Raw genomic sequence first — 20242 nt, 5'->3', positions numbered from 1 at the left:
TAATCCCCTGTGCGAGCGAGCCTGCTCGCGATAGCGGTGTGTCAGTCGCCATCAATGTTTAATGTCCCGCCGCTATCGCAAGCAGGCACGCTCGCACAGGGGTAGTGCGTAACCGGCCGGCATTGGGCAAACTGCGTGTCTGACAATTTACATTCAACCTGACTGAGGGGACTGATGATGGTCTTGCGCTCGGAAATCCTGGTGAACAAAAACGTGCTACCTACCAAAGAACAAGCTCTGCCCGGCCGTGAAACCCCGATGACCGTGCCGGAAAAACACTTCGTCCACGACGCCCCACTGCTGGGCCCGTTCGCGATGGACGTGGATTTCGCGATCTTCGGCCTGGGCTGCTTCTGGGGCGCGGAACGCAAGTTCTGGCAACGTGAAGGCGTGGTCAGCACGGCGGTGGGTTATGCCGGCGGTTTTACCCCGAACCCGACCTATGAAGAAGTTTGTTCGGGCCTGACCGGCCACAGCGAAGTGGTGCTGGTGGTCTACGAACCGGCCAAAGTCAGCTACGAAGAACTGCTGAAAATGTTCTGGGAATTGCACAACCCGACGCAAGGCATGCGTCAGGGCAACGACATCGGCACTCAGTACCGCTCGGTGATCTATGCGACCAACCCGACGCAACTGGCCGCCGCCAAGCACAGCAAGGACGTGTTCCAGGCTGAGTTGACCAAGGCCGGGAAAGGCGAAATCACCACTGAAATCGATGAAGCGCCGACGTTCTACTTCGCCGAGGCGTATCACCAGCAGTACCTGGCGAAGAACCCTGAAGGGTATTGCGGGATTGGTGGTACGGGCGTTACCTGCCCGATCTAACTCTCGGGCCCTGAAAAGCTTCGCGGGCAAGCCTCGCGCCTACAGGGATTTATGTCGATCACAAAATTGTGCTCAGATATCGATCCCTGTAGGAGCGAGGCTTGCCCGCGAAGGCGTCCGATCAGACGCCATCAATCCATCTGATCAGCCATCAACTCTCAGCAATCAACCAATCCATCTGCCACCCGCCTTGGGTCTGCCCAAGCTTCTTGGACAACCACGGCAGCAACTCACGCAATTCCTCTTCCAGGCCCCACGGCGGATTCGCAATCGCCAACCCGGAGCCATTCAAACTGTTCGGCGTATCCAGCGGATGCACCAGCAACTCCACGCGCAACAACTTCGGCGCGCCCGAGCCGGCCAAGTCCTGATAAAAACGTCGCAACATGCGCTGATCCTTCACCGGGTACCAGATCGCTGCCACCGTCTGCCGCATCCGGCCAATCGCCTCTTTCAGCGACGCCGCGCAACGCTGCATCTCATCGAGCTGCTCGAACGGCGGATCAATCAACATCACCGCCCGCTTCTCCTGCACCGGCAGCATCGCACGCGGCACATGCCAGCCTTCGCCCAGATGTACCTTCACCCGACGATCACCGGCCATGTTGTCCTTGAGCAGCAAACCGTCTTCGGGGTGCTTCTCATTGAGCATCACCCGATCCTGCGGCCGCGTCAGACGCCGCGCCAGCTCCGGCGACCCCGGGTAATAGCGCAATTGGCCATCCGGGTTCATGTCGTGCAGCACTTTCATGTAGTCGGCGGTCAGCGCTGGCAGATCCGGCTGATCCCACAGACGCGCAATACCTTCCAGGTACTCACCGGTACGGCTCGCCTGATCACCCTGCAGGTCATACAGACCAATGCCGGCGTGAGTGTCGAGATAGGCAAACGGCTGCTCCTTGCGCGACATCAGGGCGATGATGCGGGTCAGAGTCAGGTGTTTGAACACATCGGCGTGATTGCCGGCATGGAAGGCGTGACGATAATTCATGATTGCTCCTGCGAAGGCCGGGAAGTTTACCTTGTACCGAGGCGAACGTCAGGGGTTCGCGGCTGAGCGGGCAACTGCCGACACGCAATCTCACGTCAACCCAAGAGCCTGTGGCGAGGGGGCCTGCCCCCGTTGGGCTGCGCAGCAACCCCAAAACATCCCAGCCAACCACAAACCCTGTGGCGAGGGAGCTTGCTCCCGCTGGGCTGCGAAGCAGCCCCAAAACCAGCACCGCAGATTTGTCAGAAACACCGCAGCGCTTGATTTGGCGACTGCTCTGCAGCCGAACGGGAGCAAGCTCCCTCGCCACATCCTGCCCTTAATCCGAAGGCCGAGCCCTCAACCGTCGCCCCACTACATCCAGCACATCACACCCATCCCGCAACGGAATGGCACACAGCAACGCAAAATCACTAAGAATGAACGACTCACACTCAACCGAACCGCGCATCGACAGGTTCTCAAGCACCTGCGTCACCGCGCGAATTCGATAGCTGGCAGCGTCGTACAAAACATCGAGCGGCGCGTGGGTATCGACGAACAGCGTCGGCATGTCGGTGCAGTTGCTGGTGAGGGCCATGAAGCGGTTTTTGGGGTGGGGGATTGGTTTTTCGTAGGGTGGATCTGGCGTTAGCGTTGTCATTTGTAAATTCCATGAGTATGAAAATTAGCTGCCAAACGCACCCTCCTACAGGTTTGGGTGGCAGCCATGCGCAGGAGTAGGAGTACCGAGCACTCATGAACCTCGGTCACGCCGAAGCGTGTCCCGCACACAGCCGCCGCGAACGATCATATGGACACGAGTTAAGTGCCGCAATCAGACGACAGAGCTGTTGCATCATGAGAGAGGGCTCCTACACCCTGCCACCACTTGCGCGGTGACAGCCAAAGACTATCCCTGCAACCCATCGCCCACCAGTTCATGGAAGCCGTCACAACTTGAAGGAAACTTCCGATGAGCTTGCCCGGAAATTTCGTAGTAGTTACGAGGTCTTTAAACAACACTTAAACATTCCGTAGTGCTGGCAATTGGCATTGCGAATACCGACGCGGAGGACTCCAGACTGACAGGTGCCACCTTCTCTATCACCAACTGGCCCGATCTTCAAAGCTCGCTAAAAGAACATCTTCCTTCCAGGCCTCCTGAGCCAACGTATAGAAATCTTGAAGAAATCCACGGGGATCCGCCAATGCATACCACTCACCACGCGGCCAACTCCCTGCATCTTCTTCATCTATATCAAACAAACTCTGAAAGTCATAAGACGCATCGTTTAGCTTTTCCGCTAGAAAATCCATCAGCACGAGCTTATGTCTATAGGACAGACAACCTAGATTCAAGCTGTATCTTTTTATCAGTTCCGTTCTGTCAATGCGATCATTAGGGTTAAACACTTCCAGCTCCGCACCTCGAGTTTCCTCGCGATCATAAACATCAAAGACGCCAATAAACCACATCAAATCGGGTTGAAATTCTTCATTTAAAAATGGATCTCGCAGCATCATTTTCTCCCCGAAGGATAAGCAGTAAAAGGCCGCAGCACATTATCCTTATCAAGCTTGAAAAAGATGGCGGATTTATTTTTCTAATTCTTCAATGACACTTTCCAACAGTGTATCCGCTCGCTACCACTGTCAAAACAATGTTGCATTCGCGAGCACAAGTAAAGCAGTAGTTAAACCACAAAGAAACCATAAAGGGGACGGATATATTTGTTGCTCTATAACAACACCTTCGAAGCTGGCAGCAAAAAATCAGCAAAAATAAATCCGTCCCCTTTGGCATCCTACAGGCTTGGGTGGCAGCTATACGCGGGGTAGGAATATCGAGACCAGAGAACTCGACCACACCAAAGCGTGCCCGCGCACAGCCGCCGCAACTGATCTTACGGATGCATGTTGATGGCCGCAATTCAGGTGTCGACGCCAAAGCGTCCTCTCTAGTCTTGAAGGGTTCCTACACCCTGCCACTGAATTTTCAGTGACCACCAGAGACTATTGATGAAACACGTTGCCCACCCGTTCATGAAAGCCGCCGCAGATTTGCAGGAAACTTCCGACGACCTTGCCCAGAAACTTCGCTGACTTCATCTCACCAAGTGGATTGATCCTCAAGGCTTGCCTTTAGCAGCTGACCTTTCCACTCATCGCTCAAAACACTGTAAATATCTTCAAAAAATGCACGAGGATTTTTCATTTCATCCCAACCACTTGGAAAGAGATTCGTGCTTTCGCAGTCATGCTCTAGCAATGCCTGAAAGTCATAAGACTCATCTTGTAGTGCAGACTCAAGAACGGCCACCAGCAAAAACTTATGTCTATGACTCAAAAAATCGTAACTAACTAAAATATATTTTCTTGCAAGAGCCCTTCTATCAATAGAAAGATTGATATCGTATTTCTCTAACTCTACACCAAGAGTGTGCTCCCTATCATAAATATCAAAATCCCCTATAAGCTCCCTCACTGTTGGCGAGTATGGCTGATCTAAATATGGATCTTTAATCATTTAATTATCACCGGATGAGATGTAAACGGTTTAGGGTTTTCACCTTTACTAAATTTTGTTTCCGAACCATGCATATTTTCAAACAGGTGTGGATTTTCCGGGTCTTTTCTATTTGGCTTATACCCTCGCCCAACATTTCTATTCTCCCTTCTAACCACATTGTAGCCATTGACATCTTTGCCGGTGAATTGCGGAAGCCCTCGAACAACCCTAGTCATATCATCGTTTAGCGTATGCATTTGCAAGTTCCAGCTTTTATATTGCGAGCTTAAGTTCCCTCTGTTTTCTCTATGGGGAATCTTAGTAATGGGATCCGTACCGTCTACCGAGCGCTGTCGAATTACCACATCAGGAACCTCGATACTATGCTTACCGATGGAATGCATTCCAGGGTACTTTTTCTCAAACCGCTCAACCCAGCGCTTAGCAACCTCCTCCTTAAGAATCCCAATCCTTTCTCGCCGCTGATCACCCGTCAGCTTCGGTAGCTGCGCCTCACCCTCATCAACCCTAACGCCAGTCGTATCATCCGGCGCCTCACACCCAGCCTTACCCGACTGCGGACAATTCCCGCTCAACCCCAACGGATCAACCCACCCCGTCGGATTCGGCGTGTACTGATACTGATTCAGCCCACCCGCCAACTTGATCGGGTCCGGCGTCAGGTATCGGCCAATCTTCGGATCATAGTACCGATGCCGGTTGTAATGCAGACCACTCTCCGCATCAAAGTACTGCCCCTGAAACCGCAACGGTTGCTCAAGTTGCTCGCCCCCGCCGAACGTCTGGCGAGTGACTTTGCCGTAGGCGTTGTACTTCGCTGACCAGACAATCTCGCCACCAAAATCGGTCAGTTCCTGCGGTGTACCGAGATGGTCGAGTTGGTAGTAGAACGGGCAGGCTTTGCGTGGGCCTTTGCCGTCGAGCATCGCCAGCGGGCGGAAGCTGCCGGGTTCGTAGATGTAGCTGCGGTAGTGTTCGCGGCTGCTTTCGGCGATGAGGTTGTCGCCTTGCCAGAAGAACTCGGTGGTTTTGCCGTCGACGGTTTTGGCGATGCGGCGGCCGAAGGCGTCGTAGCGGTAACTGGCGGTGCGACCGTCCGGGGTGGTGACGCCGAGCAATCGGTGCTGGCAGTCGTAGCGGTATTCGGTGACGAGTTTTTGCGCTGTGCCGCGACGTTCACGAACCAGGTTGCCGAAGGCGTCGTAGTCGTAATGGCGGTCGCCCTGCATCAGCAGGCGATTGCCTTTAACGGTCGCCAAGCCAGGCCGATCCTGCATCAGCAGGTTGCCGGCCGGGTCGTGGGCGAAGCTTTCCGCCGGGTCGTCGCGGGTGTGGCGCACGCGGGTCAGGCGGTTGAGCGGGTCGTATTGGTAGTTGCGCTGGCCGTGACGGGTGTCGGCGATACTGTCGAGATTGCCGTTGGCGCTGTAGGCATAGTCGCGGCGATAGAGCGGTTGTTGCTGTTGGCTGACAGCGTGGGCCTTCAAGCGGCCTTGATCGTCGTAGGCATATTCGCTGAGCAGTTGGCCTTGCTGACGTTGCTGCTCGCGACCAAACGCAAATTGGTGGCTGGAAAGCCTTGCGCCGTTGAGATCGATGGCGGTCAGTGCGCCGCCCTTGGCGTGGTGATAATCGAGTTTGCTGCCGTCCGGCAGGCGCAGGCGATTGAGTTGGCCGCAGGCATCGTAGCCATAACGCAGCGTGCCCCAACCCTGATGCTCGGTGATCAGCCGATCCTGTTGGTCGTACTCGAATTCCAGCGGGTGGTCGTGCCCGTCATCGACGCCAATCAGTCGACCGAGGCTGTCGTAGCGGTATTCGACCTTGACGCCGTCGGGCAGCGTTTTGACCAGTAACCGCCCTGCCGAGTCTCGTTCATAGGCGGTGGCGAGCTGCGAACCATCGTCGCCAAACTCGGTTTTCTCCAGCAGATGGCCGTTGAGGTCGTAGGCATACGCCGTGCGTCGGCCGTCGAAGCCGGTTTCCTGTCGGATCAATCCGCCGGGGGTGTAGGCCAACTGATATTTTTCGCCGGATTCGTTTTCGATTTCCGTGAGCAACAGCTGCGCGTTGTCGTAGCGATACTTCAGCTGGGTGCCGTCGGCATTGAGCCGGCGGCTGACCAGGTGCAGGTCGTCGAGGTATTCGTAGCGCGTGATGCGGCCGAGTTCATCGCGTTCGGCAGTGATTTTTCCGTAGGCGTTGTAGCTGTAGGCGCGACTGGCACCGGTAGGAAGAATCGTCTGGATCAGTCGGCCAATGGCGTCCCATTGCGACTGGGTGACCGCGCCATGTTCGTCCTGCCGGGTAATCTGCCGCCCCAGCGCATCGTAGGAAAACCGCCGTACGCCACCGTCCGGCAGCGTCTCTTCGACCAGTTGCCCCAAGCCATTCCAGACGAACACATGCCGGCTGGTGTCCGGGTAGCGGATCGACAGCAACTGACCTTTTTCGTCGTAGTGATAGTGGGTGACATGGCCATCGGGATCGGTCGCTTCGGTGACATCCCCCTGCGCATTGCGCTGATACTTCCACACCGCTTTGCCGCGATAGCGTGCGTGCAGGAAACCGTTGCGATACTCGTAGGCCGTTGGCTCATCTTCTGGCGAAATCAGCGCCACCAAGCGTCCGACTTCGTCGTAGCGGTATTCGGTGACCGCGCCGAGCGGGTCCTGCTCGGCAATCAGCCGCCCCTGATCGTCGTAGGCCTTGAGGTGTTCACCGCCATCCAGTTCGACCTTGCGCACCAGCCGCGCCCGGTCGTCGTGGACGTAAACCTCTTCGCTGCCGTCGATGTTGTGGACGGTGACGCTGCCCTGGTCATCCCAGGTATACCGCGCGTCCATCTGCGCAAACGACGCCCAGTGGCGGATGCATCGGGCGGCCTTGCCGGACCTTTCCCACTCCCAGAAGAAACTCGCCCCACCGGCCAATTGCCGCTGGAGAATGACGTGCTGATCGTCGTAGTCGTATCGCTCGCTTTCGCCGGCGGCATTGGTGGCCTCGATGAGTCGACCGCGTTCGTCGTAGCGGTAACCGACCAGTGTTTGCTCGGTCTGCCAGGCTTCGTCCAGGGTTTGGGCCGGGGCGAAAACCTGATAATCGACGGCGACCAAGTGACTGCATTCATAACGCAACAACAAGGCGCGGCCCGCACCGTTGTCGAGGCGCCGAATGCGGCCCTGACGATCGCGGGTTATGCGCAGGCGGTTGTCGTATCCGTCGCTGATCGCTGTAAGTAAACCATTACGAAAATGGTAGAAACGTGACTCGTCGCCGGCGACGGCGACGGCGAGGATCAATTCTTCGGGTTCATTGCCAACGTAAATCGCGGCGCGCGACAGGCTGTTATGAATCGCCGGGCGTTCAGCGGACGGCAGCGGGAACGTGGTGCGACGGTTCTCGTGGTCGATCCAGATGATGGTGTCGCCGTCGATTTCCAGTCGATGGGAGAGCGAATGGCTCCAGCCAAATCCGAGACCGCAGTCGATTTCGGCAGCACTGGTGCGATAGAGCCGGGCAAAGTCAAACGGCAGAATGCCGTCCAGCGAACCGTCGATGAGGGTCAGCAGTTCTTCGCCGGTAACCATCGACACCGGGCATTTGTTGGTGGCGGTTTTATCGATGGAATCGGCACTGTCGCCGTTGGGGTTTTTCGCCTGATCCGGGACGTTGTCGTGGTGTTCGTTTTGTTTGAGTGTGGTGTTGCGTTTGGCGTCCCAGCGCAGTTGCATGCGACCTTTTTTCAGGCCTGCCGCTACACCGCGTGCGGCCACTTTTTTGTAGCGGTCAACGTAGGTAATGAAGCTGTTGGTGATGTTGAAGATGGCTTTGACGAAGCCCACAACAGCGTCGACGATTCGGGCGCCGTAGTTGGCAAGGCGCATCCCCAAATAGGCAACGCCTGCGCCTGCGCCCGCAAAAGTCAGAACAAGCCCGATCAGAATATCGATGAGCAGTTGCACCACCACGGTTGAAAGCGCTTCGGCAGTTTTGCCGGCGATTTCACTGGGGGGCAGCATCTCCAGCCAGAGGCTTGCCGTGCGCAGCAACAGACAAAGGGCCGCTTCATCGCTGAACAGCAGCTGGACCTTTTCCATTGTTGCCGGGAGTTTCTCTGCCAGTTCGGCAAGCTTGTCGGCCCCATCGCCCAAGCGGCCAACGAACTTTCGGGGATTCTGGAGAATGTCCGAGAGCAGGCTGATGCTGTCCCAGACACCGGTAATCGCCGCCCAACTTCCCGCGAGTATTCCATTACCGGCGGCCGCATATGTCGACTGCGACCATTGCGGCTTGAACCCTTCCCACTCGTTGCGCAGCCAACTGTCCAGTTCTTGGGTCAGGCCATCGTAAGAGGAGAACAGGTCTTCGATTTGATCCGATGAAACGTCACTCTGGACATGAACGCGATAGAACTTGCCAGGCGTGCCTTCGAACTGTCCCTTGCCATTTTTGTCGAGCGGGACCGCGGTGCTCTCACCCCCGTCCATGGCGATCACATCGACCTGAATATTGCCCAGCGGGATGTCATAAACCGATTCAAACTTGCTCTCGATCTCCAGAATTCCGTTCGCAGGACACTGTGCCAAGCCCGAGAGAAAATCATCGTCGCGACTGCTCACCGCTGTCGTCGAATCGCCAAGCTTTATCAGCCGCTCCATGCCCATCAGCGAAGGCATGTCCATCGACCGGCTGATCTTGTCCGCATTCCGACTCAAGAAACTGCCGAGCTGCTCGCGATACAAAACCAACGTGTCTTTAAAACCGTCGAGCTCCTGCTCGATCCGCACAATCTGGTCCATCAGTTCCGCTCCGCCATCAGGTAATCCGCCAAGGCTTGTTTCGGTGCTTGAGGCAGGTCCGGCGTCTTCAGAAAGGTCGCAACCTTGTGCCGCAATACACGCGCCGAAAACGCCTCAAAAAGATCAGGACGGTCTTCGCTCAACCACTTCATCAAGTTGTTGATCCGGGTTGTCGCGGACTCGGCGGCGAGGTCGTCGAGCAGCGATTCGGACACTTCCCACCACGGAAAAACCCTGGAGACTTTCAATGCGCTACCGCCGATATCGAGCGGCTGCCCATTGATCAAACAGCGGTCAAGCACAGGCATTAATTGCGTTGGGTTCACGTCGGCAGACTGAAGAATCGGCAGCAAATAACGCCCATCCCAGAACCGAAAAAACACCGCACTGCCGTTGGGCAAAAGCACTTGTGTAAGGCTGCGCAGATGTTCGACCAGCGCTTCCTGAGACGCAGAAGAAACCGCCAGCCAACCCCAATCACGGGACTCTGTCGTGGCGACCCACTGCAGAAACTCACTGCTTGCGGGAACGATTCCTACATAGGGCATCACCGGTTCCCACTCGGCATAGGTGGTGTCGGCCCAGATCGGGCTCGGTGCTTGGGCCGGGGTCGAGAGCTGCCAGGCTTTCATCGGCTGCGACGCACTGGCGTTGCCGAAAATCGCGAACAACTGCTCGCCGGATTTGAGCGGTTGGCGTTCCAGCCAGGCGTGGGGTGACATGCGATCAGGCGGCACAGACACCGTCCTTGCAGCGCTCGCATTCTTCGCAGAACGGCGCGTCGCTTTGCAGGCTCATGATCTGTGCGGCGCTCAGCAGGGCGGCTGGGGCGGCGACGAGTTTCAACGGCGTATTGGGCGACACGGGCGTAGCGGCCATAGACGGCATCAACGCGCCCCCGACCTGAATCGGAACGCTGCTGAAAATCCCGCCAGGACCGATGTTGATCCACTGCCCGCCCGCCTGAATCGTCGCGCTGGCACCGCCGTCGATCACCACTTGCTGACCGGCGCTGACATGGAACTGCTGGCTGGCGTTGAGCGCCTGACTGGACACGCGGATGTGCCGGTCGCCCATCACCAGCAAGTGATCGTCGAGCTTCACTTCGGCCTGGCGCTGGCCGTGGGTGATGCGTTGCTCGTCAGCCTTAAGCTCATGGCGAGCGGTCCCCGTGACGACGATGGTGCGCTGGTTATCGACCTGCACCTGCTGATCATTCAACACGTGCTGGGTCCAGTTTCGCTGGGCGCGCAGGTAGATTTCCTCGGCGCCTTTGCGATCCTCGATGCGCAATTCGTTGTAACCGCCGCCGCCCGGACTACTTTGGCTGCGGAAAATGCTGCGGGTCTTCTCGGCGGGCAAATCCAGCGGCACCGGTGTTGCGGCGTTGGGCAGGCACCCCATCACCAGCGGTTTGTCGGCATCGGCGTCGATGAAACCCACCAGCACTTCCATGCCCACTCGTGGGATCAGCACGCTGCCGTAATGGTCGTGGGCCCAGCCCGTGGCGACCCGCAACCAGCAACTGGAATGCTCATTGAGCTGACCGTCGCGGTCCCAAGCGAGCTGGACCTTTACCCGGCCGAACTCATCGCAATGGATTTCGCTGTCGACAGGACCGGTGACCACGGCAGGTTGGTAGCCGAGCATGCGCGGCTTTTCCGGTCCCAGTGGTGGACGAAATGAAACATCCCACGGCGTCGCCAGAAAGGTATTGCGATAACCCTGGAAATCATCCGGGTCATCACTGGTGGCCGACTCCTCCAGCACTTGCGGCTGTCGGCCACGGTGTTCGATTTCAGTGATCAGCCACAGGTCGTTCCACGCCTGACGCGGGTGCTCGGCGAGGTGCAGGAAATGTCCGCTGACCAAGGCAGAATCGTCGCCACGACCTTCGGCCTGACGGAAGTCTGCGTTGTGCCGTTCCAGCGCTCGCTGTGTCAGCTGTTTGCCATGCTCGCGGTCAGTGAATTGGCCGGGAAAGTGGTAATCCTCCAGCACCGGACGCTGTTCGCTGTCGACCCGGTTTTCCAGGGAGAGACGCGGTTTCTGGAAGTCGTAATCGCGCCGGGTGACCGCCGTGGTGCGGGTCTCCAGACGCACGTTGAAACGCTTGATGGCCGGCGCGTCCGCCGCCATGCCACTGCCCGGCAAGTACAGCGTCGGCTCAGGCAGGCGCGGGAATACTGTCTGATCATCGCCAAACACCAGCAGATGTCCGTCGGGGCTGTGCTGGAAGTGGTAATGAATGCCGATCTCGGCACACAGGCGCTGGATAAACGCGAGGTCGCTTTCGGCGTATTGCACGCAGTATTCGCGCGGTGAGTAGTCGCTGCCGAGCCGGAACTCGAAGGCATCGCGCTGGATGCCATGGTCCTTGAGGACCTGCGCGATGATCGCTGGCACGCTTTGGTGCTGGAAAATCCGCTGGTTGATGCGCTGACCGAGGTAGGCCAATCGCGGTACGAGACTGATTTGATAGCCCGTCAGACGTTTCCCGGAATCGCTTTGACCGACGCGAAAGATCTGACCGTGTACGCCAGAACCTTGTGCATCGAAACTCAGAAACGCCTGACGATGTAGCAGGTTTTCGAGCTCGATGTCTGGCCGGTCGCTGACCAGTTCCAGATCGAAGCGGTAGGGTTGGCTGATGGCTTCCGTGCCCGTGAACTCAAGCACCTTGAGCTCAATCTGGACGCCGTCGATCGTCAACGTGAAACGCGGTTGATTGGCAGGAGCGAACATCCGATGTGTCTCTGCAGAATGAGGGCGGGCGATTCTGCATGAGCGACAAGGGGTGTTGAGGGAGGGACAGGAAAATCAGATTTGCCCTACTTTTTTAGGGATTTGTCCTTCAAGAATTGGAATGTTTGGCTACAGACATTCTCTGCAAAAGTAGTGTGTTGCAGCTGGTGACCTCTTCGCAGGCAAGCCTAGCGCCCACAGTTTTGTGGCGAATCGCCAACCCTGCAGGAGCGAGGCTTGCCCGCGAAAGGGCCATAAAAAACACCCAATCTTTTCCCGCAGACAAAAAAACGGCCCGCCTCCAAAAGGAAGCGGGCCGTTTTCATGTTCGGCGAAAGCTCAGAGCCTTAGCTCATCCCTATCACTTGTTCAGGCGGAAATCAGCCTCGGCAGCGGCGAAACGCTGAAGCATGCCCTGAGTCGGCGCGCCCAGCTTGCTGACGATGTAGATGGCCAGGCTGGCGAAGATGAAGCCCGGGATGATTTCGTACAGGCCCAGCAGTTCGAAGTGCTTCCAGACGATCACGGTGATCGCGCCGACCAGGATGCCGGCCAGTGCGCCGTTGCGAGTCATGTCTTTCCAGATCACGGAGATCAGGACCACCGGACCGAACGCAGCACCGAAACCGGCCCAGGCGTAGCTGACCAGACCCAATACGCGGTTTTCCGGGTTAGCGGCCAACGCGATGGCGATCAGGGCAACCAGCAGCACCATGGCGCGGCCGACCCAGACCAATTCAACCTGGGAAGCGGTTTTACGCAGGAAAGTTTTGTAGAAGTCTTCGGTCAGGGCGCTCGAGCACACCAACAGTTGGCAGCTCAAGGTGCTCATGACCGCAGCCAGGATGGCCGACAGCAGGACACCGGCAACCCATGGGTTGAAGAGGATTTTGGCCAGTTCGATGAACACGCGCTCTGGGTTTTCGGTCACAGGGCCGGCCAGCTCGGGGTGTGCCGAGAAGTAAGCGATACCGAAGAAACCTACAGCGACGGTGCCGCCCAGGCACAGGATCATCCAGGCCATGGAAATGCGACGTGCCTTGGCGATCGACTTGACCGAATCCGCCGCCATGAAACGCGCGAGGATGTGCGGCTGGCCGAAGTAGCCCAGACCCCAGCCCATCAGCGAGATGATGCCGATGAAGGTGGTGTTTTTCAGCATGTCGAAGTTGCTTGGATCCTGCGCTTCGATGGCCAGGAACGTGGTGTCGACGCCGCCGGTGGCCAGCAGCACGATGATCGGGGTCAGCAACAGGGCGAAGATCATCAGCGTGGCTTGTACGGTGTCCGTCCAGCTCACGGCCAGGAAACCGCCGACGAAGGTGTAGGCAATCGTCGCCGCAGCACCGGCCCACAGCGCTGTCTCGTAGGACATGCCGAAGGTGCTTTCGAACAGACGGGCGCCGGCCACAATGCCGGAAGCGCAGTAGATGGTGAAGAACACCAGGATCACAACGGCGGAGATGATCCGCAGCAGGCCGCTTTTGTCTTCGAAACGGCTGGAGAAGTAATCCGGCAGGGTCAGTGCATCGCCGTTGTGCTCAGTCTGCACGCGCAGACGACCGGCGACGAACAGCCAGTTCAGGTAAGCACCGATGATCAGGCCGATGGCGATCCAGCTTTCGGACAGACCGGACATGTAGATGGCGCCCGGCAGGCCCATCAACAACCAGCCGCTCATGTCGGAAGCACCGGCAGACAATGCAGTCACGACGCTGCCCAGGCTACGACCGCCCAGAATGTAATCAGAAAGGTTGTTGGTGGAGCGATAGGCCATGAAGCCGATCAGCACCATTGCTGCGATGTAGATCACGAACGTGATCAGAGTTGGATTGCTAACGCTCATTAAGTTTCGCCCTGGCTTTGTTTTTATGTAGCGGCGGCTGGTGAACCGCGCGCAAACGACGACGTTTGACAGACGATTTCAGGTCCCGCGCATTTATGACTGATGTTTCCCCAGGAAAGCCATCAGCCGGTACACCAGTCTTTTATGACCGGTTGCACCTTGGCCGCGAATGCTATTCAACAAAGCAAATAAGGTGCAACCCATTTTTCGAGAATAAGTTGCACCTAGTCGGATTTACCTGAAAATCCCCTGTTTTTGCTCCCTTTTAGGGCAGTCCTGACGGTTTACTAGAATGAAAAGCACCAAGTCAGCGCGGTACGTTCGTTCCGGAATTTATTTCCTGACGAGCTGCTTATTATTCCGACAAAAAAAGGGTTGCACCCGGTTGCACCTCAAAGGTTGCCCAGCTAATCTTGCGGCCAGCTGATGCCACGCGGTCGTGGCAAACATGAGGATAAAAATATGGCTACCACCACCCTTGGGGTCAAACTTGACGACCCGACCCGCGAGCGCCTCAAGGCGGCCGCGACCTCGATTGATCGCACGCCGCACTGGCTGATCAAGCAGGCAATTTTCAATTACCTGGAAAAACTCGAGGGTGGTGCAACCCTGACCGAGCTGAGCGGTTTGACCAAGGATTCCGACGAAGCCGTCGATGCGCCTCTGGATCACGCCCATCAGTGCTTCCTCGAATTTGCCGAAAGCATCCTGCCGCAATCGGTGCTGCGCGCCTCGATCACTGCCGCTTACCGTCGCCCGGAACCTGAAGTGGTGCCGATGCTGATCGAGCAGGCGCGTCTGCCGGCGGCGATGGCCGAAGCCACTAACAAGCTCGCCTCCTCGATCGCCGAAAAACTGCGCAATCAGAAGAGCGCCGGCGGCCGTGCCGGAATTGTTCAGGGTCTGTTGCAGGAATTTTCCCTGTCGTCCCAGGAAGGCGTCGCGCTGATGTGCCTCGCCGAAGCGCTGCTGCGCATCCCGGACAAAGGCACCCGTGACGCGCTGATCCGCGACAAGATCAGCACCGGCAACTGGCACCCGCACTTGGGCAACAGCCCGTCGCTGTTCGTCAACGCCGCGACCTGGGGCTTGTTGCTGACCGGCAAACTGGTCGCCACCCACAATGAAGCGGGCCTGACTTCCTCCTTGAGCCGCATCATCGGCAAGAGCGGCGAGCCGATGATCCGCAAGGGCGTCGACATGGCCATGCGCCTGATGGGCGAGCAGTTCGTGACCGGCGAAACCATCGCCGAAGCCCTGGCCAATGCGAGCAAGTTCGAAGCCAAGGGTTTCCGCTATTCCTACGACATGCTGGGTGAAGCCGCACTCACCGAGCATGATGCCCAGAAATACCTGGCCTCGTACGAACAAGCCATCCACTCGATCGGCAAAGCCTCCCACGGTCGTGGGATTTATGAAGGTCCCGGCATTTCCATCAAGCTCTCGGCACTGCACCCGCGTTACAGCCGTGCGCAGTACGAGCGCGTGATGGACGAGTTGTACCCGCGCCTGCTGTCGCTGACCCTGCTGGCCAAGCAATACGACATCGGCCTGAACATCGACGCCGAAGAAGCCGACCGCCTCGAACTGTCGCTGGATCTGCTGGAGCGCCTGTGCTTCGAGCCACAACTGACCGGCTGGAACGGCATCGGTTTCGTGATCCAGGCTTATCAGAAGCGTTGCCCGTATGTGATCGACTACGTGATCGACCTGGCTCGTCGCAGCCGTCATCGCCTGATGATCCGCCTGGTAAAAGGCGCGTACTGGGACAGCGAAATCAAGCGCGCCCAGGTCGAGGGCCTGGAAGGCTATCCGGTCTACACCCGCAAGGTGTACACCGACGTTTCCTACATCGCTTGCGCACGCAAGCTGCTGTCGGTGCCGGAAGTCATCTACCCGCAGTTCGCCACGCACAACGCCCACACCCTGTCGGCTATTTACCATATTGCCGGTCAGAACTATTACCCGGGTCAGTACGAGTTCCAGTGCCTGCACGGCATGGGTGAACCGCTGTACGAACAGGTTGTAGGCAAAGTTTCCGAAGGCAAGTTGAATCGTCCGTGCCGCGTGTACGCCCCGGTCGGTACTCACGAAACGCTGTTGGCGTATCTGGTGCGTCGTCTGCTGGAAAACGGCGCGAACACTTCGTTCGTCAACCGCATCGCCGACCAATCCATTTCGATTCAGGAGCTGGTGGCCGATCCAGTGGCCAGCATCGAGCAGATGGCAACGCTGGAAGGCGGCTTCGGCCTGCCGCACCCGCGTATCCCGCTGCCGCGTGATCTTTATGGTGCCGAGCGCGCCAACTCCAGCGGCATCGACATGGCCAACGAACATCGTCTGGCTTCGCTGTCCTGTGCTTTGCTGGCCACCGCTCACAATCACTGGAAAGCCGCGCCGATGCTCGGTTGCGCGTCCAGCACTGAAACCCCGGCTCCGGTGCTGAACCCGTCGGATCTGCGTGACGTCGTCGGCCACGTACAGGAAGCAACCGTCGAAGACGTCGACAACGCGATCCAGTGCGCCCTGAAGGCTGCACCGATCTGGCAGGCCACTCCGCCCGCCGAACGCGCTGCGATTCTGGAACGTGCCGCCGATTTGATGGAAGGCGAGATCCAGCCGCTGATGGGCCTGCTGGCTCGCGAAGCCGGCAAGACCTTCGCCAACGCCATCGCCGAAGTGCGTGAAGCCGTCGACTTCCTGCGTTATTACGCGGTGCAGGCGCGTAACGATTTCACCAACGACGCCCACCGCCCATTGGGTCCGGTGGTGTGCATCAGCCCGTGGAACTTCCCGCTGGCAATCTTCAGTGGCCAGGTAGCTGCTGCACTGGCCGCAGGCAACCCGGTATTGGCCAAGCCTGCGGAACAAACCCCGCTGGTAGCGGCTCAAGCCGTGCGCTTGCTGCTCGAAGCCGGGATTCCGGAAGGTGTGCTGCAACTGCTGCCGGGCCGTGGCGAAACCGTCGGCGCCCGTCTGGTCGGCGACGATCGGGTCAAAGGCGTGATGTTCACCGGCTCCACCGAAGTCGCTCGTTTGCTGCAACGCAATGTCGCCGGTCGCCTGGATGCACAGGGTCGTCCGATTCCGCTGATCGCCGAAACCGGTGGCCAGAACGCGATGATCGTCGACTCTTCGGCACTGACCGAACAGGTGGTGATCGATGTGGTGTCGTCGGCTTTCGACAGCGCCGGTCAACGTTGCTCGGCCCTGCGCGTGCTGTGCCTGCAGGAAGATTCCGCTGACCGTGTGATCGAAATGCTCAAGGGCGCCATGGCTGAATGCCGTCTCGGCAACCCTGAGCGCCTGTCCGTGGACATTGGCCCGGTGATCGACGCCGAAGCCAAGGCCGGCATCGAGAAGCACATCCAGGCCATGCGCGACAAAGGTCGCAACGTGTATCAGGTGGCGATCGCCAACAGCGAAGAAGTCAAACGCGGCACCTTCGTGATGCCGACCCTGATCGAACTGGAAAGCTTCGACGAACTGCAACGGGAGATCTTCGGCCCGGTGCTGCACGTGGTTCGCTACAAGCGCAAAGACATCGATCAACTGATCGGTCAGATCAACGCTTCCGGCTATGGCCTGACACTGGGTGTGCACACCCGGATCGACGAGACCATCGCCAAGGTGATCGACAACGTCAACGCCGGTAACGTCTACGTAAACCGCAACATCGTGGGTGCCGTGGTCGGCGTACAGCCGTTCGGTGGCGAAGGCTTGTCGGGCACCGGCCCGAAGGCCGGTGGTCCGCTGTACCTGTACCGTCTGCTGTCGACGCGTCCTACCGATGCCATCGAACAATCCTTCGCTCGCGGCGACGCCATCGCAGCACCGGATGTCCGTTTGCGTGATGCCATGAGCAAACCACTGACCGCCCTGAAGGCGTGGGCCGACAGCAACACGTTTGCAGACCTGAGCACGCTGTGTGTGCAGTTCGCGGCGCAGTCGCAAAGCGGCATCACCCGTGTCCTCGCGGGACCGACTGGCGAGCGCAACAGCTACGCCATCCTGCCGCGTGAACACGTGCTGTGCCTGGCGGAAGTCGAAGGCGATCTGCTGACGCAGCTGGCGGCGGTATTGGCTGTCGGCGGTTCGGCGGTGTGGCCGGAAGCTGAATTGACCAAGGCGGTGTTCGCACGTCTGCCGAAGGAAGTTCAGGCGCGAATCAAGCTTGTTTCCGACTGGAGCAAGGACGAAGTGGTGTTTGATGCGGTTCTGCATCATGGCCATTCCGACCAGCTGCGTGCGGTGTGCCAGCAAGTGGCCAAGCGTGCCGGGGCGATTGTCGGGGTTCATGGTCTGTCGCAGGGCGAGACCAGCATTGCGCTGGAGCGTCTGGTGATTGAGCGGGCGTTGAGCGTCAACACCGCTGCGGCGGGTGGTAACGCCAGCTTGATGACCATCGGCTAAACCGCAACAAAACCGGGCAACCGCAATGGCTGCCCGGTATGCAAAATCCTGTAGGAGTGAGCCTGCTCGCGATAGCGCTCTGTCATCCGACCTATTTATTGGATGACACACCGCTATCGCGAGCAGGCTCACTCCTACAGTTGTTTTGGGGTGTCTGGTAAGTCGGTGCTCTGATCTACCATCACGCTCATCAATCATCCTGTTCAGCTTTTATTCTCACGCCTAGACTCGGTCCATTCCAAAAAAAGGTAGGCCGCCATGTCCGAGACGCTGCTCAGTTCCCGCAATCTGGCTTTCGAGCTGTACGAAGTCCTCGATGCCGAGGGCCTGACCCAGCGTGAGCGTTTTGCCGAGCACAACCGCGAAACCTTCGATGCCGCCATCGGCACGGCCCGAAACATCGCCGAGAAGTTCTTCGCGCCGCACAACCGCAAGAACGACGAGAACGAGCCGCGCTACGAGAACGGTCAGGCGATTCTGATTCCGGAAGTAAAACCGGCGGTGGATGCGTTTCTCGAAGCCGGTTTCCTCAACGCGGCGCGCAGCTTCGACGCCGGCGGCATGCAACTGCCTACGCTGCTGTCCCAGGCCTGCTTCGCGCATTTCCAATCGGCCAACGCGGCATCGACCTCGTACCCGTTCCTGACCATGGGCGCGGCGAACCTGATTGAAAGCTTCGGCACCGATGAGCAGAAGCAGCGTTTCCTGCAACCGATGATTGACGGTCGCTTCTTCGGCACCATGGCCCTGACCGAACCGCACGCCGGTTCTTCGCTGTCGGATATTCGTACACGCGCCGAGCCTGCGTCTGACGGCACCTATCGACTCAAGGGCAACAAGATTTTCATCTCCGGTGGCGATCACCCGCTTTCGGAGAACATCGTGCACATGGTCCTGGCGAAACTGCCGGATGCACCGGCCGGGGTGAAAGGGATTTCGCTGTTTATCGTGCCCAAGTTCCTGGTCAACGATGACGGCAGCCTCGGCAAGCGCAACGACGTCTTGCTGGCAGGCCTGTTTCACAAGATGGGCTGGCGCGGCACCACGTCTACCGCGCTGAACTTTGGTGATAACGGTGAGTGCGTCGGCTACCTGGTGGGTAAGCCGCACCATGGTTTGAGCTACATGTTCCAGATGATGAACGAGGCGCGGATCGGCGTCGGCATGGGCGCGGTGATGCTCGGTTATGCCGGGTATCTGTATTCCCTGGAATACGCCCGCGAACGTCCGCAAGGTCGCGTGCCGGACAGCAAGGACCCGAACACCGCGCCAGTGGCAATCATTCAGCACGCCGACGTCAAGCGCATGCTGCTGACGCAGAAAGCCTATGTCGAAGGCTCGTTCGACCTTGGGTTGTATGCGGCGCGACTGTTCGATGACACCACGACGCTGGAGACCGAAGACCAGCGCAAACAGGCGCACGAACTGCTGGATTTGCTGACACCCATCGTCAAATCCTGGCCCTCGGAGTTTTGCCTGAAGGCCAACGAACTGGCGATCCAGATTCTCGGCGGCCACGGCTACACCCGCGAATACCCGGTGGAGCAGTATTACCGCGACAACCGTTTGAACCCGATCCACGAAGGCACCCACGGTATTCAGTCGCTGGATTTGCTGGGACGCAAACTGGCGCAGAACGGAGGGGCGGGGCTCAAGCAGCTGATCCGCTTGATTGCCAACACTGCCGAACGCTCGCAGGCACATGAGTCGTTGACTGCGTTGCGTGAACCGCTGGAGAAGCTGGTCGCGCGCCTGCAAACGGTGACCATCGGCTTGCTGATGGATCTGGGCCAAGGCAAGGTCAACAGCAGCCTGGCGAACTCGGCGCTGTACCTGAAAGTGTTCGGGCACACGGTGATCGGCTGGCGCTGGCTGGAACAGGCGATTCGCGCCGAGGAAGGGTTGGCGAAGGGGAATGCGGCGGATGTGAGCTTCTATAAAGGCAAGCTGCAGGCGGCGCGGTATTTCCTGACCTGGGAAGTGCCGGGTTGCCACCATGAGCTGGCGATTCTTGAGGCTCGGGATGATGTTTGTCTGACGATGCAGGATGAGTGGTTCTGATCAGGATTTTTTGCTGCTGCTGAAATCCAATCGCGAGCAGGCTCGCT

General features: G+C 58.3%; 11 protein-coding genes. 3 read left to right on the top strand and 8 right to left on the bottom strand.

The annotated features are described in order from the left end of the window. The first annotated feature begins 177 nt into the window (after positions 1-177). Entirely contained in the window at positions 178-825 is a 648-nt protein-coding gene (gene msrA, locus FHL16_RS05375) for a peptide-methionine (S)-S-oxide reductase MsrA (protein WP_077747678.1), read from the top strand. A 151-nt stretch (positions 826-976) separates the two neighbouring features. Here msrA and FHL16_RS05370 read toward each other — a convergent pair whose 3' ends face one another. From FHL16_RS05370 to putP, 8 genes are all read right to left on the bottom strand, one after another. After that, the gene (locus FHL16_RS05370; protein WP_077747642.1) at positions 977-1816 is read right to left on the bottom strand and encodes a 23S rRNA (adenine(2030)-N(6))-methyltransferase RlmJ; all 840 of its coding nucleotides are present in this window, start codon (positions 1814-1816) and stop codon (positions 977-979) included. Between the two features lie 319 nt (positions 1817-2135). Further along, positions 2136-2459, bottom strand: a complete 324-nt coding sequence (locus FHL16_RS05360; protein WP_077747641.1) for a hypothetical protein — start codon at positions 2457-2459, stop codon at positions 2136-2138. 443 nt (positions 2460-2902) lie between these two features. Then, complete coding sequence (locus tag FHL16_RS05355) at positions 2903-3319, bottom strand: hypothetical protein (protein WP_238706152.1); 417 nt, start codon at positions 3317-3319, stop codon at positions 2903-2905. A gap of 589 nt (positions 3320-3908) precedes the next feature. Beyond that, positions 3909-4325 carry a hypothetical protein gene (locus FHL16_RS05345; protein WP_077747639.1) on the bottom strand — a complete coding sequence of 139 codons (417 nt, stop codon included), beginning with the start codon at positions 4323-4325 and terminating at the stop codon, positions 3909-3911. Next, complete coding sequence (locus FHL16_RS05340) at positions 4322-9130, bottom strand: RHS repeat-associated core domain-containing protein (protein WP_077747638.1); 4809 nt, start codon at positions 9128-9130, stop codon at positions 4322-4324. Before FHL16_RS05340 ends, FHL16_RS05345 begins: the two co-directional genes overlap by 4 nt. Further along, positions 9130-9867, bottom strand: coding sequence for a DUF4123 domain-containing protein (locus tag FHL16_RS05335; RefSeq protein WP_077747637.1), 738 nt, complete (start codon positions 9865-9867; stop codon positions 9130-9132). The genes FHL16_RS05340 and FHL16_RS05335 overlap by 1 nt, the downstream gene beginning before the upstream one ends. Next, positions 9857-11875, bottom strand: coding sequence for a type VI secretion system Vgr family protein (locus FHL16_RS05330; RefSeq protein ID WP_077747636.1), 2019 nt, complete (start codon positions 11873-11875; stop codon positions 9857-9859). Before FHL16_RS05330 ends, FHL16_RS05335 begins: the two co-directional genes overlap by 11 nt. A 361-nt stretch (positions 11876-12236) precedes the next feature. Then, complete coding sequence (gene putP, locus FHL16_RS05325; RefSeq protein WP_010464334.1) at positions 12237-13721, bottom strand: sodium/proline symporter PutP; 1485 nt, start codon at positions 13719-13721, stop codon at positions 12237-12239. Between the two features lie 462 nt (positions 13722-14183). On the opposite strand from putP, the gene putA reads away from it, so the two are divergent. Together putA and FHL16_RS05315 are read left to right on the top strand one after the other, a co-directional pair. Continuing rightward, positions 14184-18134 (top strand): trifunctional transcriptional regulator/proline dehydrogenase/L-glutamate gamma-semialdehyde dehydrogenase, encoded by a 3951-nt coding sequence (gene putA / locus FHL16_RS05320; RefSeq protein WP_010464336.1) that lies wholly within the window; start codon positions 14184-14186, stop codon positions 18132-18134. Positions 18135-18392: 258 nt separating this feature from the next. Then, complete coding sequence (locus tag FHL16_RS05315) at positions 18393-20195, top strand: acyl-CoA dehydrogenase (protein WP_077747635.1); 1803 nt, start codon at positions 18393-18395, stop codon at positions 20193-20195. The last annotated feature ends 47 nt before the right edge of the window (positions 20196-20242 follow it).

The sequence above is a fragment of the Pseudomonas sp. FSL W5-0299 genome (assembly GCF_005930655.1).
Classification (GTDB): Bacteria; Pseudomonadota; Gammaproteobacteria; order Pseudomonadales; family Pseudomonadaceae; genus Aquipseudomonas; species Aquipseudomonas mandelii.
This window is presented reverse-complemented; position numbering and strand designations above follow the sequence as displayed.

Coding starts and splice junctions, on each gene's coding strand:
- msrA (WP_077747678.1), top strand. CDS start 178: ATGGTCTTGCGCTCGGAAATCCTGGTGAACAAAAACGTGCTACCTACC.
- FHL16_RS05370 (WP_077747642.1), bottom strand. CDS start 1,816: ATGAATTATCGTCACGCCTTCCATGCCGGCAATCACGCCGATGTGTTC.
- FHL16_RS05360 (WP_077747641.1), bottom strand. CDS start 2,459: ATGACAACGCTAACGCCAGATCCACCCTACGAAAAACCAATCCCCCAC.
- FHL16_RS05355 (WP_238706152.1), bottom strand. CDS start 3,319: ATGCTGCGAGATCCATTTTTAAATGAAGAATTTCAACCCGATTTGATG.
- FHL16_RS05345 (WP_077747639.1), bottom strand. CDS start 4,325: ATGATTAAAGATCCATATTTAGATCAGCCATACTCGCCAACAGTGAGG.
- FHL16_RS05340 (WP_077747638.1), bottom strand. CDS start 9,130: ATGGACCAGATTGTGCGGATCGAGCAGGAGCTCGACGGTTTTAAAGAC.
- FHL16_RS05330 (WP_077747636.1), bottom strand. CDS start 11,875: ATGTTCGCTCCTGCCAATCAACCGCGTTTCACGTTGACGATCGACGGC.
- putP (WP_010464334.1), bottom strand. CDS start 13,721: ATGAGCGTTAGCAATCCAACTCTGATCACGTTCGTGATCTACATCGCA.
- putA (WP_010464336.1), top strand. CDS start 14,184: ATGGCTACCACCACCCTTGGGGTCAAACTTGACGACCCGACCCGCGAG.
- FHL16_RS05315 (WP_077747635.1), top strand. CDS start 18,393: ATGTCCGAGACGCTGCTCAGTTCCCGCAATCTGGCTTTCGAGCTGTAC.